Here is a 15,274-nt window from a genome sequence, read left to right as displayed (position 1 = left end):
AGACGATCGGCGTGACCGCCGGCGAGGCGGCCGACCCCAAGCGAGCCATACCGCAGGCCGTCAACACGGTTCCGGTCCGGGTCCTCCTCTTCTACGTGCTCACGCTGACCGTGCTCATGAGCCTGTTCCCCTGGAACGAGGTCGGCACTCAGGGGAGCCCGTTTGTCCAGATCTTCGATGGGCTCGGGGTGCCCGGGGCAGCACACGTGCTCAACGCCGTCGTCATCACCGCGGCGCTCTCCGCGATCAACTCCGACATCTTCGGCGCCGGCCGGGTCCTGTTCGGGCTCGCCCAGCAGGGGCATGCACCGCGGGCCTTCGGGAAGGTGTCGAAGCGCGGCGTGCCGTGGCTGACCGTCGTCGTGATGACGGGCGTTCTGCTGGTGGGCGTGGTGCTCAATGCCGTGATCCCCGAGGACGTCTTCCTCGTCATCGCCTCGATTGCCACCTTCGCGACCGTCTGGGTCTGGGTCATGATCCTCGCAAGCCACGTGGCCATGAAGCGCGAGATCCGGAAGTATGCGCTGGTCCCGTCCGAATTCCCGTCACCGCTCTGGCCCGCCGCATCGATCGCGGCGATCGCCTTCATGGTGCTCGTCATCGGCGTGCTCGGCTGGTTCGAGGAGACTCGGGTTGCGCTCGTGGTGGGTGCCGTCTGGCTGGGGCTGCTGGCCGCCGCCTACGCGCTCTGGGTTCGAGGCGACGGACGACGGCGGCCCGCCCTCCGCGACGAGACCGCGCCGATACCGGTGGTCGGCGAGGCAGGATCCGGCCGTCAGAAGGCGCAGCTGGGCTGACATCGCGGGGCGTCACACTCGCGTGTCGCTCTGGCGTTGGACATGTCAAATTGAGAGCATCACTCTGCCCGCACCCGTGGGCAGCCGTCCCACCCTTCATGCTCCAGAGAGGCTCCCATGTCCCACGCTTCCAACATTCCGACCGCCCCACCCGCTTACCCGGCCCAGCAGGCGGTTCCCGGCAAGACCCTGGGAATCGTCTCCGTCATCCTGCCGTTTGTGGGGTTCGGCCTGATCGGCCTCATCCTCGGCATCGTCGCGAAGGCCCAGTCGAAGAAGGCCGGCGCGAAGAATACGCCCGCCGTCGTGGGAATTGTCCTCGGCGCGATCAGTGTGGTGGTCGGACTCATTGTGACCATCGCGATCATCGCTGGAATCGGCGCCGTTGCCCAGCAGTGCCAGCAGCTCGGCCCGGGCGTTCACCAGCAGGGCGGCGTGACGATCACCTGCAGCTAAGTGCCGATAACGGGCGCCCTTCCCCGCAACCGGCGCCCTTAGCCGCACTTCCGCGCCGAGTCCGGCGCGGAAGTGCGGGTCAGGCGCGGAAGTGCGGGTCCAGCGCGGAGTCAAGCTCGCGCAACGGGAGGGGGTCAGCGGGCAGACCAGCCGCCGTCCATCGTGTAGCTCGCCCCGGTGACCATGCCGGCGACGTCGGACGCGAGCCAGCACGCGAGCGAGGCAACCTCCGCGGGCTCGACGAGCCGCTTGACCGCCATTTCCGCGAGCATGACGTCCTCGAGCACTTGGTCCTCGGAGATCCCGTGGGTCGCGGCCTGGTCCGCGATCTGCTTCTCCACGAGCGCCGTCCGCACGTACCCGGGGTTGATGCAGTTCGACGTCACCCCGTGCTCCGCGCCCTCGAGCGCTGTGACCTTCGAGAGGCCCTCGAGGGCGTGCTTCGCCGTGACGTACGCGCTCTTGAACGCCGACGCCCGGAGTCCGTGCACTGAACTGAGGTTGATCACGCGCCCCCAGCCGCGCTCGTACATGTGGGGCAGGGCGGCCCGGATCAGCAGGAACGGCGCCTCGACCATGAGGCGCTGGATGCGGCGGAAGGCGTCAGGGTCGAATTCCTGGATCGGCGCGACTTTCTGAATGCCCGCATTGTTGACGAGGATGTCGCAGTCGAGCCGCAGATCCTCGAGCGCGGCGGTGTCCAGCAGGTCCACCTGCCAGGCCTCCCCGCCGAGGTCGCCGGCGAGCTTCGCCGCAGCGTCGCCGTCGAGATCCGCGATGACGACGGCGGCGCCCCGCTCCGCGAGTCCTCTCGCCACCGCTGCCCCGATCCCGGCGGCGCCGCCGGTCACGAGCGCCTTGCGCCCCGAGAGTCCGCTCATGCGCGCGCCCCTGCCTCGGGAGTGACGGCACCCGTGCGGGCGGCGTCCGCGGCGTCTACAGCGTGGAGCGAGGCTCCGCGGGTCTCGCGCAGGGCGATGACGGCAGCGGCCGTGATGACACCCGCAATGGCGAGGTAGAGTGCCGTCGGCCACCAGGAGCCGGTCGCCTTGAGCCACTCGGTAGCGAAGACGGGCGCGAGCGAGCCCGCGACGATCGACGTCACCTGATACGAGATCGAGACGCCCGAGTAGCGCATGCGGGTCGGGAACATCTCAGCCATGATCGCCGGCTGGCCGGAGTACATGAAGGCATGGAAGACCAAGCCAACAATGATCGTCAAGAGGATGATCCACGTGTTCTTCGTGCCGAACGCGGGGAAGGCCCAGAAACCCCAGGTCCCGCCCAGAATGGCCCCCACGAGGTAGACAGGCTTCCGGCCCACACGATCCGCAAGCCGGCCGACGAGCGGGATGACCACGAAGTGGCACAGGTGGGCTATTGCGATGACGCCAAGGATGTCGCCCGTGTTCATCTTGAGCCCGGTCCCGAGGGTAGACGATCGAGAACGTCACGAGGAGGTAGTAGAAGATGTTCTCGGCGAACCGCAGCCCCATCCCCACGAGCACGCCCTTCGGGTACCGCTTGAGCACCTCGAAGACGCCGTAGCCCGCGGCCTTCTCCGAGTCCAGTTCCTCTTTCGCGGCCTGGAAGATGGGCGCATCCGTGATCTTGGTACGGATGTAGTACCCCACGAGCACCACGACGGCCGAGAGCCAGAACGCCACTCGCCAGCCCCACGTCAGGAACCCGTCCCCGGGGAGCACAGTCGTCATGATCCAGAGCACGAAAGTCGCGAGGACGTTGCCGACCGGGACGGCGGCCTGCGGCCACGAGGCCCAGAAGGCGCGCTCCTGGTCCGGCGCATGCTCCGCGACGAGGAGAACCGCGCCGCCCCACTCGCCGCCGAGCGCGAGGCCCTGGACGAAGCGGAGGACCACGAGCAGGATGGGTGCCCACACGCCGATCTGCTGATACGTCGGAAGGCAGCCCATGAGCACGGTCGCGACGCCGATCAGCAGGATCGTGATCTGGAGGGTCTGCTTGCGGCCGAGCCGATCGCCGATCTGCCCGAAGATCACGCCACCGAGCGGCCGGGCGATGAAGCCGACGGCGTAGGTGAGGAACGCCGCGATGATCGCGTCATACTCGTTCCCCATCTTGGGCAGCAGGATCTTGTTGAAGACGATCGTCGACGCGGTCGCGTACAGGAAGAAGTCGTACCACTCGACGACCGTTCCGGCCATCGACGCGGACACGATCTTCGTGAGGAGCGAGCGGTCGGCGGCGCTGCCGCCCGAGCGCTGCGGTGAGCTCATGGATTTCCCTCCGGTGTCTGCTTTGACACGTGCCTCCCGGCACTGGACCCGCTTGTGACGCGGGCCACCTGACCAAGCCAGTATGGTTGCGCGTTTTTGCTCCCTCAATGACCAGTACCGCAGAGCAGCTGTGCAGATTCGCAGATAAGGTAGGCACATGACGACGGCGTCCCCCTCACCGGACCAGCTCCTGGTGCTTCTCGAGGTGTCCCGGAGCGGCAAATTCACGACGGCGGCCGAGGCCCTGGGCCTCAACCACACCACTGTCGCGCGCAAGATCGCCGCTCTCGAGAAGGCGCTCGGCGGCCGGGTCCTCGCGCGCGCCGCGGGCGGGTGGGAGCTCACCCCGCTCGGCCAACGCGCGGTGGGCGTCGCCGCTCAGGTGGCGGACGCCGTCGGCCGCCTGGCCCCGGGCGCGGACGACCCCGTGACCGGCGTGGTGCGGATGACGGCGACGGACGGCTTCAGCGCTTACATCGCCTCCCCCGCGGTCGCCGGGCTCCGGCGCGACCACCCGGGGCTCGCCGTCGAGGTCATCACGGTGACGCGGCGCGCGATGCAGCAGCGCTCCGGAGTGGACATCGAGGTCGTGGTGGGCGAGCCGCAGGTGCACCGCGCGGAGGCGGTGCGGCTCGGCGACTACACGCTCGGCATGTACGCGTCACGGGACTACCTCGCGCGGCACGGCGCGCCGGAGACTCCCGAGGAACTGGCCCGCCACGGCCTCGTCTACTTCGTGGACTCGATGCTCCAAGTCGACGACCTCGACGCGCCGCGCCGCCTCGCCCCCGAGATGCGGGACGGCCTCACCTCGACGAACGTGTTCGTGCATGTCGAGGCGACGCGCGCGGGTGCGGGCATCGGCTTCCTTCCGTGCTTCATGGCCGACCGCCACGCGGACCTCGTCCGGCTCCTCCCCGACTACTTCCGCGAGCAGCTCCCGTATTGGATGGTGCTGCGGCCCGATTCGATGCGGCAGCCGGCCGTGGCCGCCGTCGCGACCGCGCTCAGGCTGAAGGTGACCGAGCTGCGGCCCCAGCTCATGGGCGAGGATTCAGGCGGGATCGTGACGTGAGCGGCTTTTGCCGATCCATGCGCGGGCCTGCGCGTCGTCCCAGAATTGGGCCGGAACCCCGCCGCCCAGCAGACGGCGATGCAGACCGGGAGAGGCCTCGAGCGGGGTGTCGCTGCCTGCAACGATGATGTTGCCGTACCGGCGGCCCTTGAGCATCGCGGAGTCCGCGACCACGGCGATGTAGGGGAAGACCTCGGCGATCGAGGCAGCCTCCTCCTTCGCGGTGACCTGGTCCGGCGCGCTGCCCACGTTGGCCACGAACAGGCCGTTGCCGTCCAGAAGCGCGGCCGAGGCGTGCGTGAACTCGACCGTGGTGAGGCGGTGCGGCGTACGGGATCCGGCGAACACATCGCGGATGACGAGGTCTCGAGTACCGGGAGTCAGGGACTCCGTGACCTCGCGCGCCTCGCCGACCCGCAGCCGCAGGAGCGGGGCCTTGGGCAGGTCGAACCAGGCCCGGACGTATTCGGCGAGCTGGCCATCAAGCTCGACGACGACCTGCCGCGCATCCGGGTAGCGCGCGGCAAGGTACCGGGGCATCGAACACCCGCCGCCGCCCTGGTGGAGCGCGCGCAGACGGCCCGTGGCCTCGGGCGGGAAGCGCTCTTCGACGAGCGCAATGATCCAGCGCATGTACTCGAAGTCGAGGCGGAGCGGATCGCTGAGAACGATATGCGAGCTCTGCACGCCGTTGATCTTGAGGAGCCACCCATCGGCGGCGTCGCCGTCGCGCTGGAGCTCGGCCGTGCCCGTGTCGATCGGGTACAGGCCAGGAGCCAACCGGGGCGCGCGCGTGTCCATGGGCACCACGCTATCGGCAGCGCCGGGTGAGTCAACGCGGGCTATTGCGGGCCCTCTGGCGGGTTCTTAACATGGTCAGCGGTCTCACAGCAGTAGGAGGTCAATCGCCATGTCGGTTATCGTCGCGGTCAAGCTCACCGGGGACACGGACCTGTTCAAGAAGTCGCTCACCGAACGCGCGGACGACTACCGCAAGATCGCCGAGCGCGCCAAGGAGAAGGGCGCCCTCCATCACCGATTCGCCGTCGGGGACGGATTCGTCATTGTGAACGATGAATGGGAAACTGCCGAGGCCTTCCAGACTTTCTTCAGCGACCCCGAAATGCGGGAATTCATCGGTTCCGCGGGCGGTGACCCCAGCGTCGCACCCGAAATCATCTGGGGCGATTCGATCGAGTCGCCGGATCAATTCTGACCGCCTGACCAGCCCTATTTCACCAGCTCAAGCCAGACCTATTTGACCAGCGCAAGCGCGAAGCCGTCCCAGCCCTTCCCGCCGACGGTCTGAACGACCGTGGCGTCGAAGGGCGGGCCGCCGAGCAGCTCGAGCGCCGCGATGATGCCGGGGGCGTTCGTCTCGTCCATCGAGGGATCCAGGAGCGCACCTTCCCACACCGCGTTGTCGACGACGATGGCCGTCCCGGGCCGCCCGAGCCGCACGGCCCACTGCAGGTAGTTGCTGTCGTTCTGCTTGTCCGCATCGATGAACACGAAGTCATAGGGCCCCTCGAGCGCGGGCAGCGTCTCGAGCGCCGGCCCGACGTGGACCGTCACGCGCTCCTCGAGCCCGGCCGCGGCGAGGTTCTCCCGCGCGATCTCGGCGTGCTCCGGGAGGTACTCGAGCGTATCCACATGCCCGCCGTCGGGCAGCGCCTGGGCCATCCAGATGGTGCTGTAGCCGGCGAGCGTGCCGATCTCGAGGACCCGGCGAGCGCCGCTCATCCGCACGAGCAGATGGAGCAGCTTCCCTGCCGTGGGCTGCACTTCGATGGGCGGCATGCCGCGCTCGACGGCGGTGCTCAGGGCGCGCTCATGCTCCGGCCCGGGCTTCACCACAGTCTTCGTGAGCCATTTCTCGACGTCAATCCAACTGGGCTTCGGTGCGTGCTCGACCATGCGGCCCAGTCTGGCCGTCAGTCGGAATGTTGGGCAAGAGCCTGTTCGAGCCGCTCGACCTTCCCCTCGATCTCGCCGGTGTGGCCCGGGCGGATGTCCGCCTTGAGCACAAGCGAAACGCGCGACCCGTAGCGGCCCACCGCCTCCGTCGCCCGCTTCACCACATCCATGACCTCGTCCCACTCCCCCTCGATCTCGGTGAACATCGAGCTCGTGCGGTTCGGCAGACCGGATTCGCGAACGATCTTCACGGCGGCCGCGACAGCCTCATGCACCGAGTCGGCAGCAGCGGACGACGGCGGGTTCCCGGCTTCAGCGGGCCTCTCGCCAGAGGGGGACACAGAGAAGGCGACGATCATCCGCCCAGTCTGCCACCGCCGTCGTCCGCGGTTTTGCCTTCTTGCCCCCCGAAGGTGAATTTTCCCTGAGAGTCGTGCTTCACATAGACGACAGCCCAAGTCTCGGTCGATACGGTGGAGGCATGCAGTACGAAGGAGCGTGGCGGAAGCCCATGCGCGCGGACGCGGCCCGGAACATCGAGAAGATCATCACGGCCGCGCTCGAGTGCTTCCGCGAAGACGGACCGCACGTTTCCCTCAAGCTCGTCGCAGACCGCGCGGGTGTCGGGCCCGCCACGCTCTTCCGCAATTTCGCGGACAAGGAAGAACTCGTGCTGGCCGCGATCGAGCGGCAGATCAAGGTCAAGGTCGAGCCCATCGCCGAGACCGCCCTCGACAATCCGGACGCCGCTGCGGGCCTCATCGAAGTCCTGAGCGCCATCATGCAGGTCGCGAACGACGAGCACCATCTGCTCTCCGCCGTCGCCGGCCGCCGGCAGCTCCTCGTGGGTCTCGCCAGCAAGCTCATCGAGTCGCTCGGCGTCCTGCTCAGCCGCGGCCAGGAGCAGGGCACCCTCCGCGAGGAACTGCGACTGCTCGACATGGTGCGGCTCGTCGCGATGCTGATCGGCGTCGGCGACACCGTGGCGCCCGGGTCCATGGCATGGCTTCGCTACGTGGCGCTCGTCGAGGACGCCATCCGCACTCGGCGCGAACCGCGCCCGCTGCCCCCGCTCGAGGCAATCCCGGAAGTCGACCTTCCCCTGTAGTTTCATCCGACTCGGCGAGATTGTTCATCTCAATTCGTCGTCAATGTCGGGTGCGCCCGCTAATGTCAGCGTCATGAGCACCATGAGTTCCTATTACAACGACGGCGCGTCGAGCGCGGCCGCTATCGGAATCCTTTTCTTCGCCACCATCGTCTCGATCATCATTGCCATTGCGGTGACGGGCGTCATGTTCATGGGGGTCTTCCGGAAGGCCGGCAAGCCGCCGTGGGCCGCCTTTGTCCCGTTCTACAACTACTACCTGCTCCTCGACATCGTGGGCCGCCCGTCCTGGTGGATCTGGCTCTTCGTCGGTGGGGTGCTCCTTGCCTGGATCCCCGTCATTGGGTTCCTCATCGGCATCGGCCTCCTGGTCCTTCAGATTTTCGTGATGAACGACCTCTCCAAGTCGTTCGGCAAGGACACTGGCTGGACCGTTGGCCTCGTGCTCCTGCCCGTGGTCTTCGTATCCATCCTCGGCTACGGACAGAGCCCTTACTTGGGCAAGGGGGCGTTCATGGGGCTGCAGAACGCGGGCTACCCTTCAACGGGCTACCCGCAGCCGCAGCAGTATGGGCAGCCGGGGCCCTACGGTCAGCAGCCGAGCCCCTACGGCCAGCAGCCCACCTACCAGCCCCCTGCCTATGGGGAGCCCCCTGCCTACGGCCAGCAGCCCGGGTATGGCCAAGCGCCGGCCCAGGGCCAGCCGGAGCAGCCGAAGCCGGGCGAGCCGCAGCAGTAGAGATCGAGGGAAGTCACCTTCTCGCGAGGAAGTCACCTTGAAGATGACTTCCCTGCGAGAAGGTGACTTCCCTGCGTTCCCGCGACCTCGGATCAGCCCCAGCCGAGGAGCCGAAGGCCAGCTGCGACGGCGGCCCCCACGATCACGACCACGAGGAACGGCGCACGCAGCAGGAGCGCCACCGCGGCGGCCACGAGGGAACCGAGCCGGGCGTCGATCGCGAGGGCCTGACCGGCCCCGAGGGCGTTCACGGCCGTGAGGGAGGCGAGCAGTCCGATCGTCATGGTGCCCGCGATGCGAGTCATCCGTTCGTTGTCCATCCAGCGGCGCGGCACAAGGTAGCCGAGGAGCTTCACGGCGTAGGCGGCCACGGATGCACCGATGATCCAGCCCCAGAGCGTCACTGTCCCTCCTCCCGATGCCGGTATGGGTCCAGGTCGGGCTCAAGGCCCTCCATGTCCACGGCTCTGCCAGACGCTGACCGCGAGTGGCTGATCCACCCGAGGACCGCCGCCACGATCGCTGCAACGAGAATCGGCACTCCCGGCGGGAGGAAGGGAACCGCGAGGACGGTTGCCAAGGCGCAGACCACCGCGATTGCAGCCGGCTCACGCCCCTTGAGCCGTGGCCACAGAAGCCCCAAGAATGCAGCGACGGCAGCGCCGTCGAGCCCCCACTGCTTGGGATCGCCCAACGCGTCCCCGGCGAGCGCGCCGACGGCCGTGAAGATGTTCCAGAGCACAAAGACGCCGACCCCCGCCGACCAGAAGCCGCGGCGCTGCTCGAGGCGCTCGCTCTGGCCGGACGCCGTCGCGGTCGACTCGTCGATGGTGACCTGCGCCGCAGCGAAGCGACGCCACCCCCGCGGCCCGAGGAGCGCGTTGAGCTGCATTCCATAGACAGCGTTGCGGACACCAAGGAGCGTCGCCGCCGCGGCCGCCGCGGCACCGGAGCCCCCGCCGGCGATCACCCCGATGAACGCGAACTGGGACCCGCCGGTGAACATGAGCAGGCTCAACGCGACGGTCTGCAGGACGCTGAGGCCCGCCGCAACGCCGAGCGCCCCGAACGAGACCCCGTACAGGCCGGTCGCGACAGCAATGGACAGGCCCACCCGAAAGGCAGGCGACCTGCGGAGGGGCACCTCAGACAACTGCAGCGCCCACCTGCCTGAGCACCTCGGCGGGGCGGTTCGTGGTGATCTCCTGAATCCCGACGGCGAGGCAGTGCTCAACGTCGTCGGGCTCGTCGACTGTCCAGACCCGGAAGCGCCTGCCGTCGGCGAGCCATTGGCGCACCCGGTTCGGGTGGCTGCGCACGTATCCGATGCCCGGCCCGGCAATGCCCGCGCGTCCGCCGTCGAGGATCTCCTCCGCCTCCGCCTGTGCCACCTTGAGCACGTTGGCGACGGCGCCCCCGGTCAGGCGTCCCAAGACGAGGTCGGTCCGCACGTCCTCGACCTGGACGTCGTCCACGAGCATGCAGACGTGCTCAGCCGGCATGTGGCCGAGGAGATAGCGGACCGCGTCCGAGTCGAAGCTCATGAAGCTCACCTGGACTTTCCCGAGCCGGGACGACTCGGGCTCCCAGCCGCGGGACTCGAGGAGCCTGAGGACGGTGTCCTCGAGCCGGAGCTGATAGGGGCTCGGATGCTTGAGCTCAATCGCGAGGCCGATCTCCCGGTCGGCGGCCTCGAGGAGGTCCAGGAGGTCCGGCAGGGTGAGCAGCTGCTCGCTGGCGCCCCCGTACTCGACGGGGATGCGCGCGCCTTTCCACGACGCGAAGTCCAGCTCGCGGAGCTCGTCGAGGGTGCGGTCCCCCACGGGACCCGTGCCGGTCGACGTGCGATCGAGGTTGGCGTCGTGGAGCAGGACGATGTGCTGGTCCCGCGTGAGGTGGACGTCGCACTCGACCCCGTCGGCCCCGTCCGCGAGCGCTTGGAGGTAGGCCGCCCGCGTGTGCTCGGCGAACTGGGCGCTGGCCCCACGGTGGGCATACACGAGAGGGCGCTCGGAAGTCATGGTTCTACGCTATCGAACCTCTTGGGCGCCGACGCTCGCGGGTAGGGTTGCTGTATGGTGACGCTCCATCCCGGATCGGAGACCCCTACCCGAGCCTCGGCACGCCCGAAGCCTGAGCTCAGCCCTGCGGACGCCGAACGCGCGGCGGCCCTCCGGCGCATGAAGGCCCTCGCGCTGAGCCTCCTCGTCGCGATGGCCGTGGTCTTCGCGGTCGCTTTCGCGTTCCAGGGGCAGGTGCCCTGGCTCCAGTATGTGCGTGCGGCCGCAGAGGGCGGCATGGTCGGCGCCCTCGCCGACTGGTTCGCGGTCACTGCCCTGTTCCGCCACCCGATGGGCCTCAAGATCCCGCACACCGCGATCATCCCGCGGCGCAAGGACCAGATCGGCTCCGCTCTGAGCGGGTTTGTGGAGGACAATTTCCTTTCCGCCGACGTCGTCCGCACGAAGCTCGATTCGGTGGACATCGCACGCAAGGTGGGCGGCTGGCTGGCTACCCCGGCGGGAGCCAAGCGGGTCGCGAAGGAGGGCGCCGCCGTCGTCCGCGGAGCGTTCACCGTGCTCAATGACGACGACGTCCAAGCGGTGATCGAGGGCCTCGTGCGGAAGCATCTGCTCACCCCGCCATGGGGCCCGCCCATCGGGCGGCTCGCCGAGCGCGTGTTCGACGCCGGTCATCACCACCGGCTCGTGGACCTCCTCGTGGACCGCGCGGCGGACTGGGTCAGCTCGAACTACCAGACCGTATCCCATCTGGTCACCGATCGCGCGCCGTCGTGGGTTCCCCATTTCGCGAACGAGCTCGTGGGGGACAAGGTCTACATCGAGCTGTCCAAGTTTGTGGCGGCAGTGCAGTCCGATCCACATCACCAAGTCCGGCAGTCGATCGACAAATACCTCAAGGACCTCGCGCAGGATCTCCAGCACGATCCGGTGATGATTGCGCGCGCGGAGAACATCAAGGCACAGGTCCTCGGGGATCCGGAGGTGCGCGATCTGGCGCAGCGCACGTGGTCGACCATCAAGCATGCCCTCCTCGACGCCGTCAACGACCCCCACAGCGAGCTGTACCGGCGTTTCACCACCGCGGTTCGGGACTTCGGCACCCGCCTGGTCTCCGAGGACGAGCTGGCCGACAAGGTCAACGCCTGGATCGGCGACGCTGCCGGCTACGTCGTCTCGACCTACCGCTCGGACATTGCGGGCGTCATCGAGGACACGATTGCGCGCTGGGACGCCGAGGAGACGTCGCAGAAGATCGAGCTCCAGGTGGGGCGCGACCTGCAGTACATCCGGCTCAACGGCACGATTGTCGGCGCCCTAGCCGGGCTCCTCATCTACGCGGTCGCGCATGCCATCTTCGGCGGGTAGCGCCTAGCCCGCGAGGAACCTGAGCGGCTGGCCCGGGCGGGCCTGGGCGAACAGGTCCAGATCCGCGGAACGGACGACGGCGGCTACTGGATATCCGCCGGTGACCGGATGGTCGGCGAGGAAGACGGTCGGGAGGCCCGAAGGCGGCACTTGGATCGCGCCGCGCACCATCCCCTCGCTCGGGAGCTCGTCCATTCGTTCGCGCTGCAGAGGCCGGCCGAGCAGCCGAGCGCCGATGCGGTTGGACTCGGGCGAGAGCCGCCACGTCGACCTGATGAGCTGCTGCCAGGTTCCCGGGACGAACCAGCCGAGGCGCGGGCCGGGAGTCACCCTGATCGCGAGCGTCTGGTCCGGGCGGGGCGGTCGGCGGAAGACGGCGTGCGGCCCGACCTCGGCGGCAGGGGACCCGACCTCGGCGGCAGGGGACCCGACCTCGGCGGCAGGGGGCCCGACCTCGAGGAGGTCGCCCGGGCGCAGAGGCGTGGGACCCTCGCCGGAGAGCGTGTCGGCGGAGCGCGAGCCCCAGAGCTGCGTCGCCGCCACTCCGCCGGCGAAGGCGACGCAATACCGCAGGCCCCGCGTCACGGTCCCGAGCGAGACGACCTCCCCTGCCGGCACATCGACCCGTGCGTTGACCTTCGCCGCGAGCCCGCCGACCGTGAGGGAACCCTCAGCGCCCGTGACGGCGAGGGTCAACGGCGCGAGCGCCCTGAAGCGGAGGCCCCCGGAGAGCACCTCGAGTCCGGCGGCGTCGGGCTGATTCCCGACGATCGAGTTCGCGAGGCGGAGTGCCTCGCGGTCGAGGGCCCCGGACGGACTCAGCCCGCGGCCGGCGGCACCCCGTCGGCCAAGGTCCTCCACGAGAGTGAGTGGTCCAGCCGACAGGATTTCGAAGCCGTGCAGGTGGGTCATGCGGGCTCTCCGTCAACCATCAGGCCTCCCTGAAGATCACTCGGTCGCCGGGCCTGATGAGCGCGGGCTCTGCTGCGGCCGGATCCCAGAGGGCAGCCGTCGTCGTGCCGATCAGCTGCCAGCCGCCGGGCGAGGCCCGCGGATAGACCCCGCTGAACTCCCCCGCGAGCCCAACCGACCCCGCTGGCACAGCGGTCCTCGGCTCGGCTCGGCGAGGGACCTGAAGCCGCGCGTCGGGCGCCACGAGATACGCAAACCCCGGCGCGAAGCCCGTGAAGGCCGCGCGCCACGGGGCGGCGGTATGCCTCCGCACGACCTCCGTCTCGGACACCTTGAGCAGCGCCGCGACAGCGCCGAGGTCGGCGCCCCCGTAGGCGACGTCGATGCGCACGAGCCGGCCGCCGTCGTCGTCCGCTCCGTGGGGCTCGGTCCGCTCGAGCCACGCGCGCACCTCGGCGCCGCCCTCGGGCTCGAAGGTCACAAGGATGGTGCGGGCGGCGGGCACGATGTCCACGACGACGCCGGGCGCTGCGGACGCGACGAGGCCGCGATGCAGGGCGAGCACGTCGGCGAGGCTTCCGAGTTCCACGAGGAACGCCGCGTCGCCGAACGGCAGGATTTCAGGCGAAGGGCGCAAGGCCCACGCCCGATCCGGCGAGCGCCTGCGGATCCTCTGGGGACCGCGTCACCGGCCGTTCCCGTGCAACCGAGACCGACGCTCCTCGATCTCGCGTTCCACAGCCTGCTGCGGCGACTCGGCCGGGAGGCCCACGGCAGAAGGCGCGGCGACCACTTCGCCAGGCACCACCTCAAGGAAAGCGCTCGGCGCTGGGCCGAAGGCGCTGCGGGAGGCGCGGATGACGGCGCGTCCCATGGCCAGGTTGCCAACGCCGCCCACCACTGCGCCGACCCCGAACGGGAGCGCCCGCCCGAGCATGGCTCCCGTCTGGCGGCGCAGGATCCACTTGAAGAACCGCTCCTGGATCTGGCGCTGGATGAGGCGCGCGGCGGGACCGGAGACGGAGCGGTTGATGGCGGCGCCCCACGCCGCCTGGGGACCGGCACCCGACCCGAGCCCGTGGCCGGTGAGGCTGCTCAGCAGGGCAGCCCCCTCCTCGCCGAGCATGATGGCCATGACCGTGGTGCGCGCCCGGTCCGGGTCCTCGAGATGAATCCCGTGGAGCTCGGCGACCGAGGCCGCATAGAAGGCGGTGGCCTCGAGGAAGCCCACGGTTGCCACCGCCGAGAGGCCAAGGGACGTGATGGTTCCAACCCCAGGGACCGCCGCGGTCCCACCCACTGCTGCGCCTCCCCCGGCGACGGCGGTCAGATAGTCGCGCTCGAGCCGTCGGCTCAGTTGCGCGGGGCTGAGGCCCGGGTTCTGGCGGCGCATCCGGCGGAGGTTCGCCAGGACGAGCGGGCGCTGGACGTCGACTGCGCGCAGGAGGGCACGGTGGAGGCCGGGGCGCGGGCGTCCCGAGCGGTCGAACATGGCTCCACGGGCGGATTCCTGGGCGATGCGGAGAGCACGATTCTTCCTCGCCATCCCCCCAGCCTAGACCCGGGGTCCGAGCAGATAGCGCCGGAGGAACACCGCGACATCCGAGATCTCGCGTCTGCCGATCCGATGGCCCATGCCGGGATAGGTCCTCGCCGTGAGGCGGGTGTGCTCATCGAGCCAGGCGGACGTCGAAGCCACGGCGTCGGCATTGATGACCGGGTCCTCGACGTCCCGCCCCCAGAAGAACGCCGGGGGCTCGGGGAGATTCTCCGTGAGGGCGAGCAGCTCGTTCTCGAGCACATACCCCGAGAGGCCTACGACGGCGGCGAATGCGTGCGGCGTGAGCCGGACGAGGGTGCTCGCGAGGGCCATGCCCTGGGAGAAGCCGAGGAGAGCGACGCTCGGGTGGTTCGCCCGAACGGTGGCGACCCAGGCTTGGACCGCCGTCGTCGTCGCCACCACCTCGGCGAAGTCGGAGGCGAGGAAGAAGTCCAGGAGGAACCACCCATGGTCGCCGCCCACGTCGAGCGGGCCGCGGGGAGCGGCCAGGGTGAATTCGGAAGGCAGGCCTCCGGCCGCCGCGAGGATGCGCTCGGGTGAGCTGCCGTAGCCGTGCAGGAGGACGATCAGGGGCTTTCCGCGGCGCTCGTCCTCAGGATCGGACCACACCACATCCAGCGGTCTCGGCATGGCGCCGAGTCTAACCGGGGTTTACGGGAAGCCTGACTGGGTAGTAGCGAGGGTGCAGCGAGTGCACGTCCGCACCCGTACAAGAAGAGGAGTGAATCATGCGAATTGGTTCATCGATCGTTCTCATCGCTCTTGGCGCCATCCTGACGTTCGCCGTGCAGCCCGGAGTCATCCCCTACGTCAACCAGACCGTGATCGGCTACATCCTCATGGCAGTTGGCGCGGTGGGGCTCATCGTGTCCCTGATCATGGCGTCGAGCCACAGGACCGTAGTGCGGCATCGCGGCGCGGGTGTCGACGACGTCGATGTCTGATCTGGACGCGTGATGTCCCCCGAGGTGTGACTTCCCCAGCGAGAGAACCCAACGTGGAGCCCGGCTTTTGCCGGGCTCCATGTGCGTTGCGAGCGGTCCAATCTTTGTTTATGTGGGA

Annotated in this window: 19 protein-coding genes and 1 pseudogene; 8 read left to right on the top strand and 12 right to left on the bottom strand. The window is 68.9% G+C overall.

Annotated elements, in window-relative coordinates; genetic code table 11:
- Positions 1–797, top strand: a 797-nt coding sequence (locus ACTHL9_RS15090) for an amino acid permease (protein ID WP_440520104.1), incomplete at its 5' end; no start/stop codon positions are given.
- Positions 798–914: 117 nt separating this feature from the next.
- Positions 915–1,253 carry a DUF4190 domain-containing protein gene (locus ACTHL9_RS15085; protein ID WP_440520103.1) on the top strand — a complete coding sequence of 113 codons (339 nt, stop codon included), beginning with the start codon at positions 915–917 and terminating at the stop codon, positions 1,251–1,253.
- Between the two features lie 134 nt (positions 1,254–1,387).
- Here ACTHL9_RS15085 and ACTHL9_RS15080 read toward each other — a convergent pair whose 3' ends face one another.
- Positions 1,388–2,134, bottom strand: coding sequence for a 3-hydroxybutyrate dehydrogenase (locus tag ACTHL9_RS15080; RefSeq protein WP_440520102.1), 747 nt, complete (start codon positions 2,132–2,134; stop codon positions 1,388–1,390).
- Positions 2,131–3,511: pseudogene (locus tag ACTHL9_RS15075) on the bottom strand (MFS transporter). The gene ACTHL9_RS15080 and the pseudogene ACTHL9_RS15075 overlap by 4 nt, the downstream one beginning before the upstream one ends.
- Positions 3,512–3,668: 157 nt before the next feature.
- Between ACTHL9_RS15075 and ACTHL9_RS15070 the strand changes: the two are divergent.
- Positions 3,669–4,586, top strand: a complete 918-nt coding sequence (locus ACTHL9_RS15070; RefSeq protein WP_440520101.1) for a LysR family transcriptional regulator — start codon at positions 3,669–3,671, stop codon at positions 4,584–4,586.
- Here the strand turns inward: ACTHL9_RS15070 and ACTHL9_RS15065 are convergent.
- Positions 4,566–5,387, bottom strand: coding sequence for a spermidine synthase (locus ACTHL9_RS15065; RefSeq protein ID WP_440520100.1), 822 nt, complete (start codon positions 5,385–5,387; stop codon positions 4,566–4,568). The genes ACTHL9_RS15070 and ACTHL9_RS15065 overlap by 21 nt on opposite strands.
- A gap of 109 nt (positions 5,388–5,496) precedes the next feature.
- On the opposite strand from ACTHL9_RS15065, the gene ACTHL9_RS15060 reads away from it, so the two are divergent.
- Entirely contained in the window at positions 5,497–5,802 is a 306-nt protein-coding gene (locus ACTHL9_RS15060; protein ID WP_440520099.1) for a hypothetical protein, read from the top strand.
- A gap of 38 nt (positions 5,803–5,840) precedes the next feature.
- Here the strand turns inward: ACTHL9_RS15060 and ACTHL9_RS15055 are convergent, their stop codons facing one another.
- Together ACTHL9_RS15055 and ACTHL9_RS15050 are read right to left on the bottom strand one after the other, a co-directional pair.
- Positions 5,841–6,503, bottom strand: coding sequence for an O-methyltransferase (locus ACTHL9_RS15055; RefSeq protein WP_440520098.1), 663 nt, complete (start codon positions 6,501–6,503; stop codon positions 5,841–5,843).
- Positions 6,504–6,520: 17 nt separating this feature from the next.
- Positions 6,521–6,862 carry a thiamine-binding protein gene (locus ACTHL9_RS15050; RefSeq protein WP_440520097.1) on the bottom strand — a complete coding sequence of 114 codons (342 nt, stop codon included), beginning with the start codon at positions 6,860–6,862 and terminating at the stop codon, positions 6,521–6,523.
- Positions 6,863–6,984: 122 nt separating this feature from the next.
- On the opposite strand from ACTHL9_RS15050, the gene ACTHL9_RS15045 reads away from it, so the two are divergent.
- Both ACTHL9_RS15045 and ACTHL9_RS15040 read left to right on the top strand, forming a co-directional pair.
- The gene (locus ACTHL9_RS15045; RefSeq protein WP_440520096.1) at positions 6,985–7,611 is read left to right on the top strand and encodes a TetR/AcrR family transcriptional regulator; all 627 of its coding nucleotides are present in this window, start codon (positions 6,985–6,987) and stop codon (positions 7,609–7,611) included.
- 73 nt (positions 7,612–7,684) lie between these two features.
- On the top strand, positions 7,685–8,350 hold the full coding sequence (locus tag ACTHL9_RS15040; RefSeq protein ID WP_440520095.1) for a DUF5684 domain-containing protein: 666 nt from the start codon (positions 7,685–7,687) through the stop codon (positions 8,348–8,350).
- 92 nt (positions 8,351–8,442) lie between these two features.
- On the opposite strand, the gene ACTHL9_RS15035 is transcribed toward ACTHL9_RS15040, so the two are convergent.
- From ACTHL9_RS15035 to ACTHL9_RS15025, 3 genes are read right to left on the bottom strand one after another with little or no spacing between them, the layout of a single operon-like run.
- Complete coding sequence (locus tag ACTHL9_RS15035; protein WP_440520094.1) at positions 8,443–8,754, bottom strand: AzlD domain-containing protein; 312 nt, start codon at positions 8,752–8,754, stop codon at positions 8,443–8,445.
- Positions 8,751–9,494, bottom strand: coding sequence for an AzlC family ABC transporter permease (locus ACTHL9_RS15030; protein ID WP_440520105.1), 744 nt, complete (start codon positions 9,492–9,494; stop codon positions 8,751–8,753). Before ACTHL9_RS15030 ends, ACTHL9_RS15035 begins: the two co-directional genes overlap by 4 nt.
- A gap of 1 nt (position 9,495) precedes the next feature.
- On the bottom strand, positions 9,496–10,371 hold the full coding sequence (locus ACTHL9_RS15025) for a glycerophosphodiester phosphodiesterase (protein ID WP_440520093.1): 876 nt from the start codon (positions 10,369–10,371) through the stop codon (positions 9,496–9,498).
- A 54-nt stretch (positions 10,372–10,425) separates the two neighbouring features.
- On the opposite strand from ACTHL9_RS15025, the gene ACTHL9_RS15020 reads away from it, so the two are divergent.
- Positions 10,426–11,739, top strand: coding sequence for a DUF445 domain-containing protein (locus tag ACTHL9_RS15020; protein ID WP_440520092.1), 1,314 nt, complete (start codon positions 10,426–10,428; stop codon positions 11,737–11,739).
- 3 nt (positions 11,740–11,742) lie between these two features.
- On the opposite strand, the gene ACTHL9_RS15015 is transcribed toward ACTHL9_RS15020, so the two are convergent.
- The 4 genes from ACTHL9_RS15015 to ACTHL9_RS15000 are packed head-to-tail and all read right to left on the bottom strand — an operon-like array spanning position 11,743 to position 14,842.
- A complete protein-coding gene (locus ACTHL9_RS15015; protein ID WP_440520091.1) occupies positions 11,743–12,651 on the bottom strand; it encodes a biotin-dependent carboxyltransferase family protein in 909 nt (302 codons plus the stop codon).
- 19 nt (positions 12,652–12,670) lie between these two features.
- Positions 12,671–13,288 carry a 5-oxoprolinase subunit B family protein gene (locus ACTHL9_RS15010; protein WP_440520090.1) on the bottom strand — a complete coding sequence of 206 codons (618 nt, stop codon included), beginning with the start codon at positions 13,286–13,288 and terminating at the stop codon, positions 12,671–12,673.
- Between the two features lie 48 nt (positions 13,289–13,336).
- Positions 13,337–14,197 carry a hypothetical protein gene (locus tag ACTHL9_RS15005; protein ID WP_440520089.1) on the bottom strand — a complete coding sequence of 287 codons (861 nt, stop codon included), beginning with the start codon at positions 14,195–14,197 and terminating at the stop codon, positions 13,337–13,339.
- 9 nt (positions 14,198–14,206) lie between these two features.
- Positions 14,207–14,842: an alpha/beta hydrolase gene (locus tag ACTHL9_RS15000; protein ID WP_440520088.1), complete on the bottom strand. Its 636-nt coding sequence runs from the start codon at positions 14,840–14,842 to the stop codon at positions 14,207–14,209.
- 98 nt (positions 14,843–14,940) lie between these two features.
- On the opposite strand from ACTHL9_RS15000, the gene ACTHL9_RS14995 reads away from it, so the two are divergent.
- The gene (locus tag ACTHL9_RS14995; RefSeq protein ID WP_138417597.1) at positions 14,941–15,156 is read left to right on the top strand and encodes a DUF6458 family protein; all 216 of its coding nucleotides are present in this window, start codon (positions 14,941–14,943) and stop codon (positions 15,154–15,156) included.
- Positions 15,157–15,274: the final 118 nt, after the last annotated feature.

Source organism: Sinomonas sp., from assembly GCF_051955515.1.
GTDB lineage: Bacteria > Actinomycetota > Actinomycetes > Actinomycetales > Micrococcaceae > Sinomonas.
Note: the sequence above shows the minus strand (reverse complement) of the source record. Positions and strands in the feature narration are given on the sequence as shown.